This window comes from Arthrobacter sp. B1I2, from assembly GCF_030816485.1.
In the GTDB taxonomy this organism is placed as follows: Bacteria; Actinomycetota; Actinomycetes; order Actinomycetales; family Micrococcaceae; genus Arthrobacter.
The window spans coordinates 3,490,009-3,504,562 of sequence record NZ_JAUSYC010000001.1; the positions used below are offsets into that span (position 1 = coordinate 3,490,009).

13 protein-coding genes and 6 tRNA genes are annotated in these 14,554 nt (G+C 67.1%); 10 read left to right on the forward strand and 9 right to left on the reverse strand.

Going from position 1 to position 14,554, the window contains the following annotated elements; translation table 11 throughout:
* Nucleotides 1-48: 48 nt before the first annotated feature.
* The 5 genes from QFZ57_RS16280 to QFZ57_RS16300 all read right to left on the reverse strand — a co-directional run bounded on the left by QFZ57_RS16280 (nucleotide 49) and on the right by QFZ57_RS16300 (nucleotide 4,368).
* Nucleotides 49-1,740 carry an RsmB/NOP family class I SAM-dependent RNA methyltransferase gene (locus tag QFZ57_RS16280; protein WP_306900954.1) on the reverse strand — a complete coding sequence of 564 codons (1,692 nt, stop codon included), beginning with the start codon at nucleotides 1,738-1,740 and terminating at the stop codon, nucleotides 49-51.
* Nucleotides 1,737-2,657 carry a methionyl-tRNA formyltransferase gene (gene fmt, locus QFZ57_RS16285; protein WP_306900955.1) on the reverse strand — a complete coding sequence of 307 codons (921 nt, stop codon included), beginning with the start codon at nucleotides 2,655-2,657 and terminating at the stop codon, nucleotides 1,737-1,739. The genes QFZ57_RS16280 and fmt overlap by 4 nt, the downstream gene beginning before the upstream one ends.
* Complete coding sequence (def, locus tag QFZ57_RS16290; protein ID WP_306631559.1) at nucleotides 2,654-3,256, reverse strand: peptide deformylase; 603 nt, start codon at nucleotides 3,254-3,256, stop codon at nucleotides 2,654-2,656. The genes fmt and def overlap by 4 nt, the downstream gene beginning before the upstream one ends.
* Nucleotides 3,257-3,332: 76 nt before the next feature.
* Nucleotides 3,333-4,193 (reverse strand): cytochrome, encoded by an 861-nt coding sequence (locus tag QFZ57_RS16295; RefSeq protein ID WP_306900956.1) that lies wholly within the window; start codon nucleotides 4,191-4,193, stop codon nucleotides 3,333-3,335.
* A 103-nt stretch (nucleotides 4,194-4,296) separates the two neighbouring features.
* A tRNA-Val gene (locus QFZ57_RS16300) sits at nucleotides 4,297-4,368 on the reverse strand.
* 347 nt (nucleotides 4,369-4,715) lie between these two features.
* Between QFZ57_RS16300 and QFZ57_RS16305 the strand changes: the two genes are divergently transcribed.
* The 7 genes from QFZ57_RS16305 (at nucleotide 4,716) to QFZ57_RS16335 (ending at nucleotide 7,056) form a co-directional block, all read left to right on the forward strand.
* A tRNA-Gly gene (locus QFZ57_RS16305) sits at nucleotides 4,716-4,788 on the forward strand.
* Between the two features lie 47 nt (nucleotides 4,789-4,835).
* A tRNA-Cys gene (locus QFZ57_RS16310) sits at nucleotides 4,836-4,906 on the forward strand.
* A gap of 38 nt (nucleotides 4,907-4,944) precedes the next feature.
* A tRNA-Val gene (locus tag QFZ57_RS16315) sits at nucleotides 4,945-5,016 on the forward strand.
* Nucleotides 5,017-5,070: 54 nt separating this feature from the next.
* Nucleotides 5,071-5,143: transfer RNA gene (locus QFZ57_RS16320), tRNA-Gly, on the forward strand.
* Between the two features lie 33 nt (nucleotides 5,144-5,176).
* Nucleotides 5,177-5,248, forward strand: a tRNA-Val gene (locus QFZ57_RS16325).
* A 133-nt stretch (nucleotides 5,249-5,381) separates the two neighbouring features.
* Entirely contained in the window at nucleotides 5,382-5,651 is a 270-nt protein-coding gene (locus QFZ57_RS16330) for an antitoxin (RefSeq protein WP_373461261.1), read from the forward strand.
* A 172-nt stretch (nucleotides 5,652-5,823) separates the two neighbouring features.
* Nucleotides 5,824-7,056, forward strand: coding sequence for a benzoate/H(+) symporter BenE family transporter (locus QFZ57_RS16335; protein WP_306900957.1), 1,233 nt, complete (start codon nucleotides 5,824-5,826; stop codon nucleotides 7,054-7,056).
* On the opposite strand, the gene zapE is transcribed toward QFZ57_RS16335, so the two are convergent.
* Nucleotides 7,053-8,090: a cell division protein ZapE gene (gene zapE, locus QFZ57_RS16340; RefSeq protein WP_306631563.1), complete on the reverse strand. Its 1,038-nt coding sequence runs from the start codon at nucleotides 8,088-8,090 to the stop codon at nucleotides 7,053-7,055. The two genes, QFZ57_RS16335 and zapE, sit on opposite strands and share 4 nt — an antisense overlap.
* Before the next feature lie 217 nt (nucleotides 8,091-8,307).
* Here zapE and QFZ57_RS16345 point away from each other — a divergent pair, with 217 nt between their 5' ends.
* From QFZ57_RS16345 to ybaK, 3 genes are read left to right on the forward strand one after another with little or no spacing between them, the layout of a single operon-like run.
* Entirely contained in the window at nucleotides 8,308-9,231 is a 924-nt protein-coding gene (locus tag QFZ57_RS16345) for a sulfurtransferase (protein ID WP_306900958.1), read from the forward strand.
* 30 nt (nucleotides 9,232-9,261) lie between these two features.
* Nucleotides 9,262-9,723: a SufE family protein gene (locus tag QFZ57_RS16350; RefSeq protein WP_306631565.1), complete on the forward strand. Its 462-nt coding sequence runs from the start codon at nucleotides 9,262-9,264 to the stop codon at nucleotides 9,721-9,723.
* An 8-nt stretch (nucleotides 9,724-9,731) separates the two neighbouring features.
* Entirely contained in the window at nucleotides 9,732-10,244 is a 513-nt protein-coding gene (ybaK, locus tag QFZ57_RS16355; protein WP_306631566.1) for a Cys-tRNA(Pro) deacylase, read from the forward strand.
* Here the strand turns inward: ybaK and QFZ57_RS16360 are convergent.
* The 3 genes from QFZ57_RS16360 to QFZ57_RS16370 all read right to left on the reverse strand — a co-directional run bounded on the left by QFZ57_RS16360 (nucleotide 10,234) and on the right by QFZ57_RS16370 (nucleotide 14,530).
* The gene (locus QFZ57_RS16360; RefSeq protein ID WP_306900959.1) at nucleotides 10,234-11,907 is read right to left on the reverse strand and encodes a multicopper oxidase family protein; all 1,674 of its coding nucleotides are present in this window, start codon (nucleotides 11,905-11,907) and stop codon (nucleotides 10,234-10,236) included. The two genes, ybaK and QFZ57_RS16360, sit on opposite strands and share 11 nt — an antisense overlap.
* Before the next feature lie 183 nt (nucleotides 11,908-12,090).
* Nucleotides 12,091-12,936, reverse strand: a complete 846-nt coding sequence (locus tag QFZ57_RS16365) for an SDR family oxidoreductase (RefSeq protein ID WP_306900960.1) — start codon at nucleotides 12,934-12,936, stop codon at nucleotides 12,091-12,093.
* Nucleotide 12,937: 1 nt separating this feature from the next.
* Nucleotides 12,938-14,530, reverse strand: coding sequence for a succinic semialdehyde dehydrogenase (locus tag QFZ57_RS16370; protein ID WP_306900962.1), 1,593 nt, complete (start codon nucleotides 14,528-14,530; stop codon nucleotides 12,938-12,940).
* Nucleotides 14,531-14,554: the final 24 nt, after the last annotated feature.

Sequence of the window (14,554 nt, forward strand, 5' to 3'; positions counted from 1 at the left end):
AGGGCGGACTCGTTGCCCACAGGTTGGAAAGCCGGGCTTTCTTCCGGATCAGGCTTTCTTCCTGATCAGGGCCAGGAACATGGCATCGGTGTGGTGGATGTGCGGCCAAAGCTGGGCGGTCAGCTCATGGCCCGCACCGAGGTTTCCGGTAAGGCTGACTGCGTCTAGGGCCGCCCCGGCGTCAAGGAGTTCCAGGTCGGTGCGCTTCCGGAGGACATCAGCCACAACTGCCGTGGTTTCTGCCGGATGCGGGGAGCAGGTCACATAGGCCACCACTCCCCCGGGCCGAACCGCCGCCAGGGCGGAGGCCAGCAGTTCCCGCTGCAGCGGGCCCAGGTCCGTGATGTCCTTGGGCGAGCGCCGCCACCGGGACTCCGGCCTGCGGCGAAGAGCTCCCAGGCCGGTGCAGGGAACGTCCACCAGTACGCGGGTGTACTGTTCCGGCTGTTCGGCCCCCACTTCGCGGCCGTCCCCGGTCCGGACCTGCCAACTGCCGTGCGGTATGGCGGACAATGCCTGGCTGACCAGCTTTGCACGGTGCGGGGCAGGCTCGTTCGCAAGAAGCGTGGCGCCGCGCTGGTGCGCCAGCGCGCCAAGGAGCGCGGCTTTCCCCCCGGGGCCCGCGCAGAGATCGAGCCACGCTTCAGCGTCAGCAGCATACGCTGCACCGTCAGCGCCCGTGCCGGCACCGGCCGATGCCGGAATTTCCGTGCCGGCACCGTAGCCGGAACCGCCCACTGCCTGGCCGAGGTCCACCGCGGCCAAGGCCCTGGCCACCAGCTGGGAGCCCACATCCTGCACCCGCGTGGTGCCCGCGCGCACGGACGCCAGGCGGCCCAGGTCGCCACCGCTGGAGAGTGCGGAGCCTTCCACCAGTTCCCCGGGGGCGGCACCGTTTTCCAGCGCCTCGTCCAGGCTGCCCAGCCCCGGCAGGGCCACGAGATTGACCACCGGGGCGGCGTTGTCCGCTTCCAGCAGTTCGTTGATCTCTGCCGCGGGCCGGCCGTGCGCCACAAGCGACTGGCGCATGGCCCGGACAATCCACTCCGGGTGGGCGTACCTGAGCGAGGCGATCCTGGTCTCGTCGGTTTCGCCGTCCACCAGCAGGTCCAGCCATTCTTCAAGGGGGTGGGCGTTGACCTTGCGGAGGACGGCATTGATCAGTGCCGAAGGGCCCGCTCCGATGACGGCACGGGCGAGCCCCACGGTCTGGTCCAGTGCGGCGTGGGCCGGGACCCGCATGGCCAACAGCTGGTGGGCACCGATGCGGAGGGCGTCGAGGATGGCCGGGTCAAGCTTCGCCAGAGGCCGGTCCACGCACCGGGCGAGGATGGCGTCGTAGGTGCCCTGGCTGCGCAGGGCGCCGTAGCTGAGTTCAGTGGCGAAGCCGGCATCCCGCCTGTCCAGGCGGTGGTGCCGGATCCGTGCGGGCAGCACCAGGTTGGCGTAGGCATCCTCCTCGGCCACGGCGCGAAGCACTTCGAAGGCAACCAGGCGGGCGGGATCGGCGCGCCTGGTCCGCTGCGACGGCGCCTGCCCGGTAAAGCTCCGCTGCGGCCCGCGGTTGCGTTCCCGCCCCTTGGCGTCCCGCCTGCCGGCCCCAGGGGATCCACTCCCGCCGCGGCCGCCGGCAGCTCCGCCGCTGCCGCCCTGTCCGCTTTTCCCGGTGCTGCCGCGCCCGCCGGCGCTTCCCGCTCCGCCTGTATTCCGTCCACCTGTATTGCCGCCGGACCCGCTCATTCGAACACCACACTCTCCAGTGAAGCCATGCCACGTGCCCAGTCGGCTGCAGCCATCATCTTTTTCCCTGCCGGCTGGATCCGGGTGAGTTCCACGGCGTGCGAACCTGTTCCCACCAGCACGGCTTTCCCCTGCAATGCCAAAGAGCCCGGGGCAAGTCCTGGAATATCCGGCCGGAGCCGGACCGGCTCGAGCTTGACCCGCTGCCCGTCCAGCAGGGTCCAGGCGCCGGGTTCAGGGGTGACGCCGCGTGCCTGCCTGCTGATGGCAAGGGCCGGATGTGCCCAGTTAAGGCGGCCGTCCTGCAAGGTCAGTTTCGGGGCGAGCGAAACCTCGCCAACCTGCGGCTGCGGCGACGCTTTTCCGGCGTCGATGGCTGAGAGCGTCTGGGCCAGCAGGACCGCGCCGCTGCGGGACAGCCGCTCAAGCAGGTCTCCTGCGGTGTCCTGGGGCCTGACGGCTTCGGTCAGGGTGCCGTAGACGGGACCGGTGTCGAGGCCTTCCTCGAGCCGGAAAGTAACGGCACCGGTGACGTCGTCTCCGGCCATGACGGACCGCTGGACGGGCGCCGCCCCGCGCCAGGCGGGCAGCAGGGAGAAATGCAGGTTGACCCAGCCGTGCCGGGGGATGCCCAAGGCGGCAGGGGGAACCAGCCCGCCGTAGGCAACGATGGCGGCGACGTCCGGCTGCACGGCGGAGATGCCGGCAATGGCGGCATCGTCGACGCGTGCGGCACGGATGACATCAATACCCAGTTCCGCGGCCCGTTGCGCAACGGGCGACGGCGTCAGCACGCGTTTCCGGCCTATCGGAGCATCGGGACGGGTCAGGACCGCCACGACGTCGAAGCCGGCACCAACGAGGGCGTCCAGGGAGGGCACAGCGACGGCGGGTGTTCCCGCGAAAAGGACCCTCACCCGGCTGCGCCGAAACTGGAGCCGGGGGTGCTGGTTCCGCCAAAGCTGGCCCCGCCAAAACTCGACCCGACACTCTTGGCGCGCTTGGCTGTGGTGCGCTCGGTCACGGCGTCGTAATTGGCGTTGCGGATGGACCGCAGCGCGGCCTTCCGGTCCTCCCCCTCAAGTCGATCGGTATAGAGGATGCCGTCCAGGTGGTCATTTTCATGCTGGAAGCAGCGCGCCAGCATCCCCTCGCCCTCGACGGACACCGGGTTGCCGTGCATGTCCACGCCGGTGACCCGGGTGGCGCGGAAACGGCGCACGGGGAAACCGAGGCCCGGAATGGACAGGCAGCCTTCCACCTGGTCCGGCTGGTAGTCCGCGCTGTTTTCCAGGACCGGGTTGATGATGTGCCCTTCAACGCCGTCGATGCGATAGGTGAAAACACGCTTGCTGATGCCGATCTGCGGAGCGGCAAGACCGGCGCCGTCCACGTCCTCCATGGTTTCGGTCATGTCGGCGACCAGTTTGGCAAGCTCGGGTCCGAATTCCGTCACGGGATCGGCAACTGTGCGCAGCACAGGATCCCCAATGATGCGGATATTCAGAATAGCCATGCTCTGTTTGTCCTCACGGTTGGCGGCAAAGGGAACCTATCCAGTTTAGGTGCAGTCTCTTCAGGTCGATCCGCCGTCAGGCGGTCCGGGCCTGGGCCAGCGGCGGGGGCGCGATGGGCAGCAGCGCGGTGCCTGCGCTGATGGTGTCCGCGTTCAGTTCCCAGACCCGGCGCAGGGCGCAGAACTTCCACCAGTGGTGCTTGAGGACCTCGGGGTTGGCGCGCACGGGCCGGACCTCGGTCTCGCCGATCGCGACGGCCAGCAGGACCGGGTTTTCGCCATACTTCCAGGGCTCCCAGGTTCCAGCCTCCGGATCAACCAGGCTTTCCTCCGCCTTCATGCCGGCCACCAGCTGCATCACCACTTTGTCATCCAGCGGTTTGACCTGCCCGTCCCGGGTTGTGCCCTTGGTCTTGTAATCGATCAGGCAAATACGTCCGTTGATCCGGGCCACGAGGTCAAGGGTCCCCGCGTATCCCACCGAGTTGTTCCAGACCGTGATTTCCGGGGCAATGGGTTCCACCCGGTACAGCTCCCACCACTCGTCGAACCGGACGGCGAAGGCCTCCTCACCGTTCGCGGCCAACGCCTCCCGGGCTTCCTTCATGCCGTGGGGGCGGCCCAGCGCGCGGAGTGCCACCTGCTCGCAGTAGTTGTGGACGCGGTCCCCGCGCCTGGCGGCATCGTCCCGATAGGTTTCGGCAGCCTTGGCCGCGCGGTTGATGGCCTGCTTGATCTTGGCAGGGCTCCCCAGGCAGTCCGAGAGCAGTGGATCCTTCGCAAGGCTGCTGGCACCCATGTAGCCGAACCAGCCGTCAAGGCCGTGCGGCTGCTGGCTGATGACGGTGGTGATGGAAGGTACCGAAAACTGCTCAGACGTTGACCGTGCGTACATCCGGCCGTAGTCGGTAGCGTGGGCGAGAAGCGGATCAGTCATACAAAAGACTCTTTCACAGGGGGCCGACAAAAGCTCCGGGGCAGGAGCCGCACACAAAAAAGGCCCGTTTCCGCTGCTGATGAGCGGAAACGGACCTCTGCGGTGGGCGATACTGGGTTCGAACCAGTGACCTCTTCGGTGTGAACGAAGCGCGCTACCACTGCGCCAATCGCCCCGATGCATTTGAATGCTAGCCCACCTCTGCCCCATTTCAAAAATCGGCGGCGCTACGGCAAACGCCACGCCAAAAACGGGCGGGCAACTGCTTCACGCCCTCGCCGCTCTTTCGCCCGCACCGGTCAAAAGCAGCACGGCGGACTGCAGCCATGCCGGGGAGGCGGCCTTCCGCCGTCGGAAATTACACAGTTGTAACTCCTGAGATCCCCGCCGTTGCAGGGAAGCGGGCCCGCCGCTCCGTCACCTGCCGTGGCGATTTGGAGAATCCCCGAACCTCCTATATTGTTTTTACTCGTTGGAACGCGAGGAAATGCCGGAAACGGCAAGGAATCAGCCCTCCAAAATGCGGACGTAGCTCAGCTGGTAGAGCACCACCTTGCCAAGGTGGATGTCGCGAGTTCGAATCTCGTCGTCCGCTCGCAGGACACTGTCACAGCAAAGGTTCTTCGGAATTGACGCTAACACGGTGGGTTGGCCGAGAGGCGAGGCAGCGGCCTGCAAAGCCGTATACACGGGTTCGAATCCCGTACCCACCTCGGTGAAAACCATGGTTTCCGGATGTTTCGGATTCAATGGGCGATTGGCGCAGCGGTAGCGCGCTTCCCTGACACGGAAGAGGTCACTGGTTCGATCCCAGTATCGCCCACTGGCAAGGCAACTTGCCCGCAGTAGAGCCGGTTTACCGGAACATCCTGCACACGCGGACGTAGCTCAGCTGGTAGAGCACCACCTTGCCAAGGTGGATGTCGCGAGTTCGAATCTCGTCGTCCGCTCTCTTATATCCCATCAGCCGGTCTTCCGGTCCCGGGCGATTGGCGCAGCGGTAGCGCGCTTCCCTGACACGGAAGAGGTCACTGGTTCGATCCCAGTATCGCCCACACGAACAGCAGCTCTGCGGAGCTGCTTTTTTCGTTTCCGGCATCCGCTGCAGGCGAACTCCCTTGGCACACCTTCTGCGCCCCGATAGGATCGAAGGCGCGAGGAGCAATCTGGCTCCGCGATCGAAGGGAGGTGCTCGTGGGTTTGATTGACGATCTAAAGGGCAAGGCTCAGGGTCTCATCCGCGGCAACGAGCAGGCCATCAAGAACGGCATCAGCAAGGCCGGCGATTTCGTCGACACGAAGACCGGCGGCAAGTACGCAGGCCACGTCGACAAGGTCCAGGATGGCGCTTCCAAGCTCATTGACAAGAACGGAACCCCGGGTCAGGCACCTGCCGCCGGGCAGGTTCCGCCGGCAGCTCCTGGAAATCCGGTTCCGCCGGTTGACAGGGCTCCGTAAAGGATTTGGCCAGGGCCTTGCCCTAGCACGTCACCGGGGCGCGGGTCCCGCCGCGAGGCGGCGCCCGCGCCTTTGGCGTCTTAAGACGGCTTCTAAAGCAGGCACCGGCGGATAACGGCGCCTTCGCAGCCCCGATTGCCGGTTCCCGAACCCGCGACGGTACCCTGCCGGTATGGCCAAGTCCCCCGCACCTTCCAAGGCAACGAAGACCGGCCAGGCCCGGATCGACTCCCGGCCCATCGTTGCCGGGATCGTCACCGCACTGGTGGGCTTCACTTCATCCTTCGCCGTGGTCCTGGCCGGCCTCAAAGCGGTGGGTGCTGATCCCGCCCAGGCCGCGTCCGGCCTGCTGGCCCTGACCCTCGCGGTCGGCCTTGGCGTCCTGGTTCTCGCCTGGCGCTCCAGGGTGCCGGTCACACTGGCCTGGTCCACGCCGGGCGCGGCGCTGCTTGCTGCATCGGGAACGCCCGACGGCGGGTGGCCGGCCGCCGTCGGGGCCTTCATCGCGGCGGGTGTGCTGCTGTCCCTCACCGGTCTGGTGCCATCGCTCGGCAGGCTGATGGCGCGCATCCCGTCCTCCCTGGCGCAGGCCATGCTGGCCGGGGTCCTGCTGCAACTCTGCCTGGCGCCTTTCAAAGCCTTGGGCACGGTCCCTGTGTTCGTGGCGCCGGTGATCCTTTGCTGGCTGGCGATGATGAAGTATGCCCCACGCTGGGCGGTGCCCGCAGCGTTGCTTGCGGCCCTGGGCGTGATCGGAATTTCCCTGGCGTCGGCCGGGACATCAGTGGACCCGGATGCCCTCATGCCCGCCCTCGCGTGGACTGCGCCCGTGTTCAGCCTGCAGGCCCTGGCGGGGATCGCTGTCCCGTTGTTCGTGGTGACCATGGCGTCGCAAAACGTTCCCGGAGTCGCCGTCCTGCGGTCATTCGGGTATGAGACCCCGTGGCGGCCGGCGATGCTGGTTACGGGAGCGGGGACTGTTGCGGCAGCGCCGTTCGGCGGCCACGCCATCAATCTGGCAGCCCTCAGCGCGGCGCTTGCCGCGGGCGCGGAAGCGGGCAGCGGCCGGAGCAGACGGTGGGTCGCCGGCTTCACATCCGGGCTGGCCTACCTGGTGCTGGCTGCTTTTTCCGCTGCCCTGGTGTCGGTGGTGAGCCGGGCGCCGGCGGGGATGCTCGAAGCCGTGGCCGGGTTGGCCCTGCTTGGAACCCTCGCTTCGGCAATTTCGGCTGCCCTGGCGGACCCGGAAGACCGCATAGCCCCGGCAGTCACGTTCCTGATGGCAGCCTCGGGACTGGCCTTTGCCGGCATAGGATCCGCGTTCTGGGCGCTGGTTGCCGGGCTCACGGTCCGGTGGGCACTGAAGCCGCGGCGCAGCCCGGCGTCCCGGAAGAACTCCCGCTAGGAGGGTTCGTGGTTCTGGCCTTCCCGCGCCAGCGCGGTGAGGCGGGAGACGGCGCGGAAGTACTTCTTCATGTACCCGCCGGTCATCATCTCCTCCGTGAACAGCTTGTCGAAGGGGACGCCGCTGGCCAGGATGGGAACGTCTTTGTCGTAAAGCCTGTCCGCCAGGACCACGAACCGCAGCGCGACGGCCTGCTCCTTGATGGTGTCCACGTTGCGCCACACCACGCCGTCGATACCGTCGATCAGCTGCCGGTAGCGGCTGGGGTGCACGCCGGCCAGGTGGTGGATCAGGGTGGAGAACTCGTCCTGGGCCACGGTCTTGCCGTCGAACTCGGCCTTCATGTGGGCATTGAGCTCGCTGTTCCGGAGCGGGGCGGGTGCGGCCGGGAGCCCACGGTGCCGGAAATCCTCGCCGTCGATGCGGACGACGTCGAACTGGTCGGCCAGGACCTGGATTTCGCGCTGGAAGTCCACTGCGGCAAAGCGGCCATCGCCCAGGGAGCCGGGCAACGTGTTGGAGGTGGCCGCAAGCTTGACGCCGGCGTCGGCCAGTTCGCGCATGAGCCGGGACATCAGGACGGTGTCGCCCGGGTCATCCAGCTCGAACTCGTCAATGCAGACGAGCTGGTAGCTGCTCAGCGCCTCCACTGTTTTACGGAAGGACAGCGCCCCCACCAGGTTGGTGTACTCCACGAACGTGCCGAAGGCTTTCGGGCCCGGCGCTGCGTGCCACAGGGACGCGAGCAGGTGGGTCTTGCCCACGCCGAAGCCGCCGTCCAGGTAGATGCCTGCCCGGGATTCGTCCTTCTTGCCGAACAGCTTCTTGAACAGCCCGCCTCCGTTACCCGACCCCACGCCGTCGGCAAATCCCTGGAGGGCGCGCACGGCCGCGGCCTGGCTGGGCTGCTTGGGATCGGGGCGGTAGCTCGAAAAGGACACCTCGCCGAACCGCGGCGACGGGTAGAAGCCCTTGAGGAGTTCGTCCACCGAAACTGCCGGAGTGCGGGCGGCAAGCTGTTCGATCTGTACCAAGGGTGGTCCGTTCTGCTGGTGGTTGGTCCCCAGAAAGGATACCGGCAACCCGGGCCGGACCCGGGCGCACCGCCCTTCCGCGGCGCCTTCGCGTGACCAAGGCAACATTTCGTCCTATTAACGGAATACGGACAACGTCCGGGGCGCTGGCTAGGGTGGGAACAGGTTCCATTGCCGGTCCCGCGGTCTCCCGCGCTCTTACTGAAAGGCCAACCTCATGCCCTACCCGGTTGAACAGAATGAAATGTTCGCAGCCTACGCCCACCCGGAGCGGCTCGTTTCCACCGAATGGCTCGCGGCCGCCATCGAAAGCGGCGCAGTGGCAAACGGCGAGCTCATCGTGGTGGAATCCGACGAGGACGTGCTCCTGTACGAAACCGGCCACATTCCGGGATCCGTCAAGATTGACTGGCACACCGACCTGAACGATGACGTCACCCGGGACTACGTGAGCGGCACCGCCTTCGCGGAGCTCGCGGCGTCGAAGGGCATCTCCCGCGACAGCACCGTGGTCATCTACGGTGACAAGTCCAACTGGTGGGCCGCCTATGCCCTGTGGGTCTTCACGCTCTTCGGCCACCAGGACGTCCGGCTGCTCGACGGCGGCCGGGACAAGTGGATTGCCGAAGGCCGGGAACTGACCAGGGACAGGCCCGCGCCCGCGCCCGGCAACTACCCGGTGGTTGAGCGTGAAGACGCCCCCATCCGTGCGTTCAAGGAGGACGTCCTTGCGCACCTGGGCAAGCCCCTCATCGATGTCCGCTCCCCCGAGGAATACACCGGCCAGCGCACCCACATGCCCGCGTACCCCGAGGAAGGTGCGCTGCGCGGCGGCCACATCCCCACCGCCGCGTCCATCCCGTGGGCCCGTGCTGCAGCCGCGGACGGTACCTTCCGCAGCAGGAAGGAACTGGAGGCCATCTACCTGGGCGAGGCCGGACTGTCCGAGGGCGACGACGTGGTGGCGTACTGCCGCATCGGCGAGCGTTCCAGCCACACCTGGTTCGCCCTGAAGTACCTCCTGGGCTTTGATTCCGTCCGCAACTACGACGGATCCTGGACCGAGTGGGGCAACGCCGTGCGCGTACCGATCGTGAAGGGTGCCGAGCGCGGTTCCGTTCCCGTCGCCGTCGGAGCCTGACCTACGGCCCGCCCGCGTAGACTTGGAACGATGACTACTCAAGCTTTGCCTTCCGCCCTGGCGGCGATCGTGGATGATTTCCAGGCCCTGTCCGAACCCGAGAGGCTGCAGCTGCTGCTGGAGTTCTCGGAAGGCCTGCCCGAACTCCCCGACCGGCTCAAGGACCACCCCGAACTCCTTGAGCAGGTGGTGGAGTGCCAGTCGCCGCTTTTCCTCACCATTGAGACGGAGAACAACGACGCCGGTGCTGCCGCCGGCGTCCGGCTCTACTTCAAGGCCCCGGCCGAGGCTCCCACCACACGGGGTTTTGCCGGCGTCCTGCACGAGGGCCTGGACGGCCTCTCCGCCGAAGAGATCCTGTCCGTGCCGGACGACATGCCCGAACTGCTGGGACTCACCCGGGCCATCACGCCGCTGCGCATGAGGGGCATGACCGCCATGCTGGGAAGGATCAAGCGCAAGGTGGCCGCCGCCTCCCGCGCCAACGCCTGAACACCCCCATGGCACGCAGGAACAACTCCCAGGGAACCCCGGCCACAGCGGCCTTGACCGCGGCCGGGGTTCCCTTTGTGGTTCATCCCTACACCCACGATCCTTCCGCCCCGAGCTACGGCGCGGAAGCAGCCGAAGCCCTCGGCATCCATCCGTCCCGGGTCTTCAAGACGTTGATGGTGGAAGTGGAGGGCCGGCTCGCGGTGGGCGTTGTTCCGGTCAGCGGAACCCTGGACCTGAAGGCATTCGCGGCAGCACTGGGGGCCAAGAAAGCCGCAATGGCCGATCCCGCCGCGGCCCAGCGCCGCACCGGTTACGTCCTGGGCGGCATCTCCCCGATCGGGCAGCGGCAACCCTCCCCCACGGTGCTGGATTCCACCGCTTTGGCCCTGGACACGCTGCTGGTATCCGGGGGCCGGCGCGGACTGGACATTGAGCTCGCCCCGGCCGATCTGGTGCGGCTGACAAACGCTGTGGCCGCGCCCATCAGCTGTCCGGCTGCAGGCGCCGCTACCCGATGACGTAACGCTGCATCATGTCGTTGTCCTCATGCTCGAGGATGTGGCAGTGCCAAACGTATTCGCCCTTGAAGGACGAGCCGATGGCCAGGGGGGCTCCTCCTGCCGCGTCTGCGCCGAAGGGGACGCGGATCCGTGTGACTTCGCCCGGCATCGCCACCACGGTGTCCTTCCATCCCTGCTCATTTGGAGGCGCACCCTTGGGCCTGCCAATCAGGAATGGCCCGACCGGTACCGCGTTCCCCCGGCCAGGCGTGACGAGCCCGGTTCCGCCATCCACGTAACCCGTGGCTCCAAGATAGCCGTCAACGTCAAACCCTTGCCGGTCCAGGACCTGGAACTGGGTGAAATGCAGGTGGATGGGGTGGGCGTCCACGGTGGTGTTGATGAGCTCCCACTGTTCCAGGGTGTCGCTCTGCACCACCGTGATGTCCGGGCTGTCGAACCTCCTGTTGTTCAGCAGGGCCATCACGGGCACGCCGTCGGCATTCGCTACTTCCACCAGGGCCATGGACCTCGTGGCCTCGGTGGGCAGGTCCAGGAGCCTGGTCAGGGGCCGGGACCGGAGCCGGGCAGGCAAAGGTGCCGTGTAGCCGCGCTCCGCCAGCACGGTGAACTGCATGATCTGCGGGAGGGGGAGGCCGCCAAGGCCGTCAGGATAGGGCACCCGGGCGCTGTTGCGCAGAACCACGCGGGAACCGGCCTTGAGCCGGGCGAAGTCCACCACGATGTCTGCCCGTTCACCGGGTCCCATCACCAGCCTGTCGAGCCGGACCGGAGCGTCGAGCAGGCCGCCGTCGGACCCAATCTGGTGGAAGGCCAGTGCGGACCCGTCGGCGGCGAACTTGAAGTCGTAGAACCGGGCGTTGGAGCCGTTGAACATCCGGAAGCGGTACTTCCCGCGGGCCACGTCAAGGTTGGGCCAACATTTACCGTTGACGGTGGCCACATCACCGAAGAATTCGGGCGCCCAGGGGCGCGGGCGGCCGTCCGGTCCCTTGAGGTCCGGGTTCGGCGGGTAGGCAAACGAGCCATCCGGGTTGAACATCCTGTCCTGGATGACCAGGGGAACCTCGTAGGGCGGCGGCGGCAGGTGCGTCCCGTCGCCCGTGTCGATGCCCGTACCGCCGGGGCCCGGGGTGTCCCGGAGCAAGTAGCCGCCGGCCAGCCCGGCGTAGACATTCAGGCGGGTGATACCCAGCGCATGGTCGTGGTACCAGAGGCCGGCGGCGTCCTGGATGTTGCCGTAGTGATAGGTGTACGAAGTGCGGGGACGGAAGGCCTGCCCCGGGCCGCCGTCGGACGTTGGGCTGGTGTTGCCGCCATGCAGGTGGAGGGCCGTCCTGGGAGATTTGGCGTCGTTGCTGCCGTGCGGAACCAGTTCGGGGTCGATGGCAAAGGCAAGGGGATGCCGTTTCATGTCATTGTGCACAGTGAGGCTGAGGGGTGTGCCCTTTTGGGCGATGATGACCGGGCCGAGGTAGCTCCGGGACGAGGTGGCTTCCTGATATGCCAGCGTGTCGGTCCGGCCCAGTTGCGCTCCAAAACTGTGGCGGGCATTGCGGACAAACAGCTGAAGGTTGCCGCCGGCCCGCATATCCATGACGCCCAGGTCGGCCAGGGTGGGAAGCTGCTCGGTAAAAATGCCGGCTGACGGAGCTGCCAATGCCCGGCCTGTGCCTGGTCCATAACCCTGGGTCAGGACACCTGCGCCGGCTGCGGCGCCGGCCTGCAGAAGTTGTCGCCTTGTCAAACGCATTTGGGGCCCCGTTTCTCTTTCCCGGCTGGTCCCCCCTTGCACCTGACGCTAGGGCAGCTTCCCGGCAACCGGTAGGGCCAACGGTCCCCTTCAGGTGCCAGGACCAGCGGGCGGCCTCCCCCGCGTGCCTGCCGGGCGGCCGGTGAAGTGGTCCATGGTCCGGTTGACTCCCAGCACGTCCATGAGCCGGTCAAAGACGCCCACCGGAAGGATCCGCAGGGCCGGAAGCAGGTTCACAATGGGCGGCAGGACCAGCTTCCGGCGCCCGGCCGCGATGGCGTCCAGGACCTTGGTTGCCACCTGCTCTTCCTGGAGGATGGGAAGGAGCCGCGGCCAGCGCGTCCGGACGCCGTCGAACATCCCGGTATCGATGTAATAGGGGCACACCACCAGCGTGTTGACCCCGGTTTTTCCGGCGCGGAGCTCGGCGCGGAGTGACTCGTTGAATCCGAAGGCGGCAAACTTGCTGGCGGAATAGTCGGTCTGGCGGGCGACGCCCACCAGGCCGGCAGCACTGGCAACCGTGACCACTGTTCCCCGCCGTCGGCTCGCCATGCCGCCGAGGAAGGCGCGGGTGACCCAGTACAGGGCCATGACGTTGACCTTCATGGTCCGTTCGATGGCTTCGTCCGTGGCGTCGAGGAGTTGGCGGCCGCTGACCACGCCGGCGTTGTTGACCAGGACATCCACCGGTCCGGCAACAACCGCGGCAGCCTTCACCGCCTCCCGGTCCGTGACGTCCACCGTTTGGGCCTCCGCCGAGCCGCCGGCAGCACGGATTTCGTCGCGCACTGCTGCGCACCGTTCGGCATCCACATCCCAGATGACCACCCGGCTGCCCCTCCGGGCGGCTCCGAGCGCCATGCGCCGGCCCAGACCGCTTCCACCTCCCGTGATCAACACTGTTGCGCCGGAAAGCCGCGTTCCTTTGGGCATGTCAGTTCTCCTGGGGTTTCCGGGGCACGTGTTCCGGCAGCACGGCCGTCGTCCTGCCGGTCCGGGGAAAGCCGCCCATCAACGTGATGGCCCCCTTCATGATTCGTGCGTAAGCCTGGTTGGACATGCCGGGCACGGGCGCGACGCGGAGCAGCCGCTGCACGGCGATGGTCTGCGGCTCGGTGTATTTGAGGATGCCTTCCCGTCCGTGGCGGCGGCCGGCGCCGGAGTCCTTCATGCCCCCGATCGGCGCATCATGGGATGCCCAGGTGGTTGCATAGCCTTCGTTGACGTTGACGGTGCCCGTCAGGAGCCTGCGGGCCACCGCCTCGCCGTGCCGGGCGGACCAGACGCTGGCGTTCAGTCCGAAGTCGGAATCGTTGGCCAGGGCGACGGCTTCGTCGTCGTCCCCCGCCCGGTAAACCGCCACCACCGGCCCGAACGTCTCTTCCCGGGCGAGCAGCATATCCTCCGTGACTCCCGTCAGAACCGTTGGCTCGTAGAACAACGGCCCCAGGTCCGGCCGCCGCCGTCCGCCGGTGAGCAGTTGCGCGCCTTTGGCGAGCGCATCCTGGACGTGGCGGTCCACCCGCTCAAGCTGCGCCGCGCTGATGAGGGATCCCATGCCGATGTGCCATTCCGCTCCGGGACCCATGCGGATGCCCTTCGCCCCGGCCACGAACGCGGCCAGGAAGCTGTCATGGACGTCATCGTGCACGTAGATCCGTTCGATGCTGACGCAGAGCTGTCCGGAGTTGGAAAAGCAGGCGTGCAGCGCGCCGGCGGCGGCTTTGCCGACATCGGCGTCGGCCAGCACCAGCATGGGGTTCTTGCCGCCGAGTTCGGCGGAGAAGCCGATCAGCCGCTCAGCGCATTGCCGGGCCACGGTCTTGCCGGTCTTTGAGGATCCGGTGAACATCAGGAAATCGACCCGCTCAATCAAGGCGGGGCCAATGGCAGTGCCGGGCCCGGTGATGATCTGGAACAAGTCCGCGGGAAGGCCCGCCTGCCGGAGCAGCTTGAGCATCAGCAGCGCGGTGAAGGGTGTCTGTGAATCCGGCTTCAGGACAATGCCGTTCCCGGCCAGCAGTGCCGGGATTGCGTCCGAGGCCGCAAGGGTAAGCGGGTAGTTCCAGGGGCTGATGACACCCACCACTCCCTTGGGAATGCGGTATTCGGTGGTGCGGGTCAGGACCGGGGCGGCGCCCTTCCGGCGGCGTGGCCCAAGGTACCTTTCGGCGGTCCGCTCATAATAGTCCGCCGTCAGGACAACGTCCGCGAGCTCCTCGAAGGCACTCAGCCGGGACTTGCCGCTCTCAGCCTGCACCAGGTCCAGGATGTCCTGCTCCAGATCCAGCACCAGCCCCCGGAAGCGCCTGAGCACGGCGCGGCGCTCCGCGACCGGGACAGCGGCCCAGTGCCGCTGGGCCTGGCGGGCAGTGTCGACGGCGGCAGCGACGTCGTGTGCGTTGCAAACGGGCACGTGACCCACCACTGTGCCGTCAAAGGGTGCGTGCGAGGCCTGGGTTAGCCCGCCCGGGGCTGCCGCCACAAGTCCCGAAAGCCCCGCGGCCAGGTCCCTGCCGCGGTCCATGACGGTTCCTGTGCGGCGTTGATT

What these genes read in the sequence shown, in the direction of transcription:
- QFZ57_RS16280 (WP_306900954.1), bottom strand. Translation starts at nt 1,740, where the DNA reads ATGAGCGGGTCCGGCGGCAATACAGGTGGACGGAATACAGGCGGAGCG.
- QFZ57_RS16345 (WP_306900958.1), top strand. Translation starts at nt 8,308, where the DNA reads ATGCCCTACCCGGTTGAACAGAATGAAATGTTCGCAGCCTACGCCCAC.
- QFZ57_RS16295 (WP_306900956.1), bottom strand. Translation starts at nt 4,193, where the DNA reads ATGACTGATCCGCTTCTCGCCCACGCTACCGACTACGGCCGGATGTAC.
- ybaK (WP_306631566.1), top strand. Translation starts at nt 9,732, where the DNA reads ATGGCACGCAGGAACAACTCCCAGGGAACCCCGGCCACAGCGGCCTTG.
- def (WP_306631559.1), bottom strand. Translation starts at nt 3,256, where the DNA reads ATGGCTATTCTGAATATCCGCATCATTGGGGATCCTGTGCTGCGCACA.
- QFZ57_RS16350 (WP_306631565.1), top strand. Translation starts at nt 9,262, where the DNA reads ATGACTACTCAAGCTTTGCCTTCCGCCCTGGCGGCGATCGTGGATGAT.
- QFZ57_RS16370 (WP_306900962.1), bottom strand. Translation starts at nt 14,530, where the DNA reads ATGGACCGCGGCAGGGACCTGGCCGCGGGGCTTTCGGGACTTGTGGCG.
- QFZ57_RS16335 (WP_306900957.1), top strand. Translation starts at nt 5,824, where the DNA reads ATGGCCAAGTCCCCCGCACCTTCCAAGGCAACGAAGACCGGCCAGGCC.
- QFZ57_RS16365 (WP_306900960.1), bottom strand. Translation starts at nt 12,936, where the DNA reads ATGCCCAAAGGAACGCGGCTTTCCGGCGCAACAGTGTTGATCACGGGA.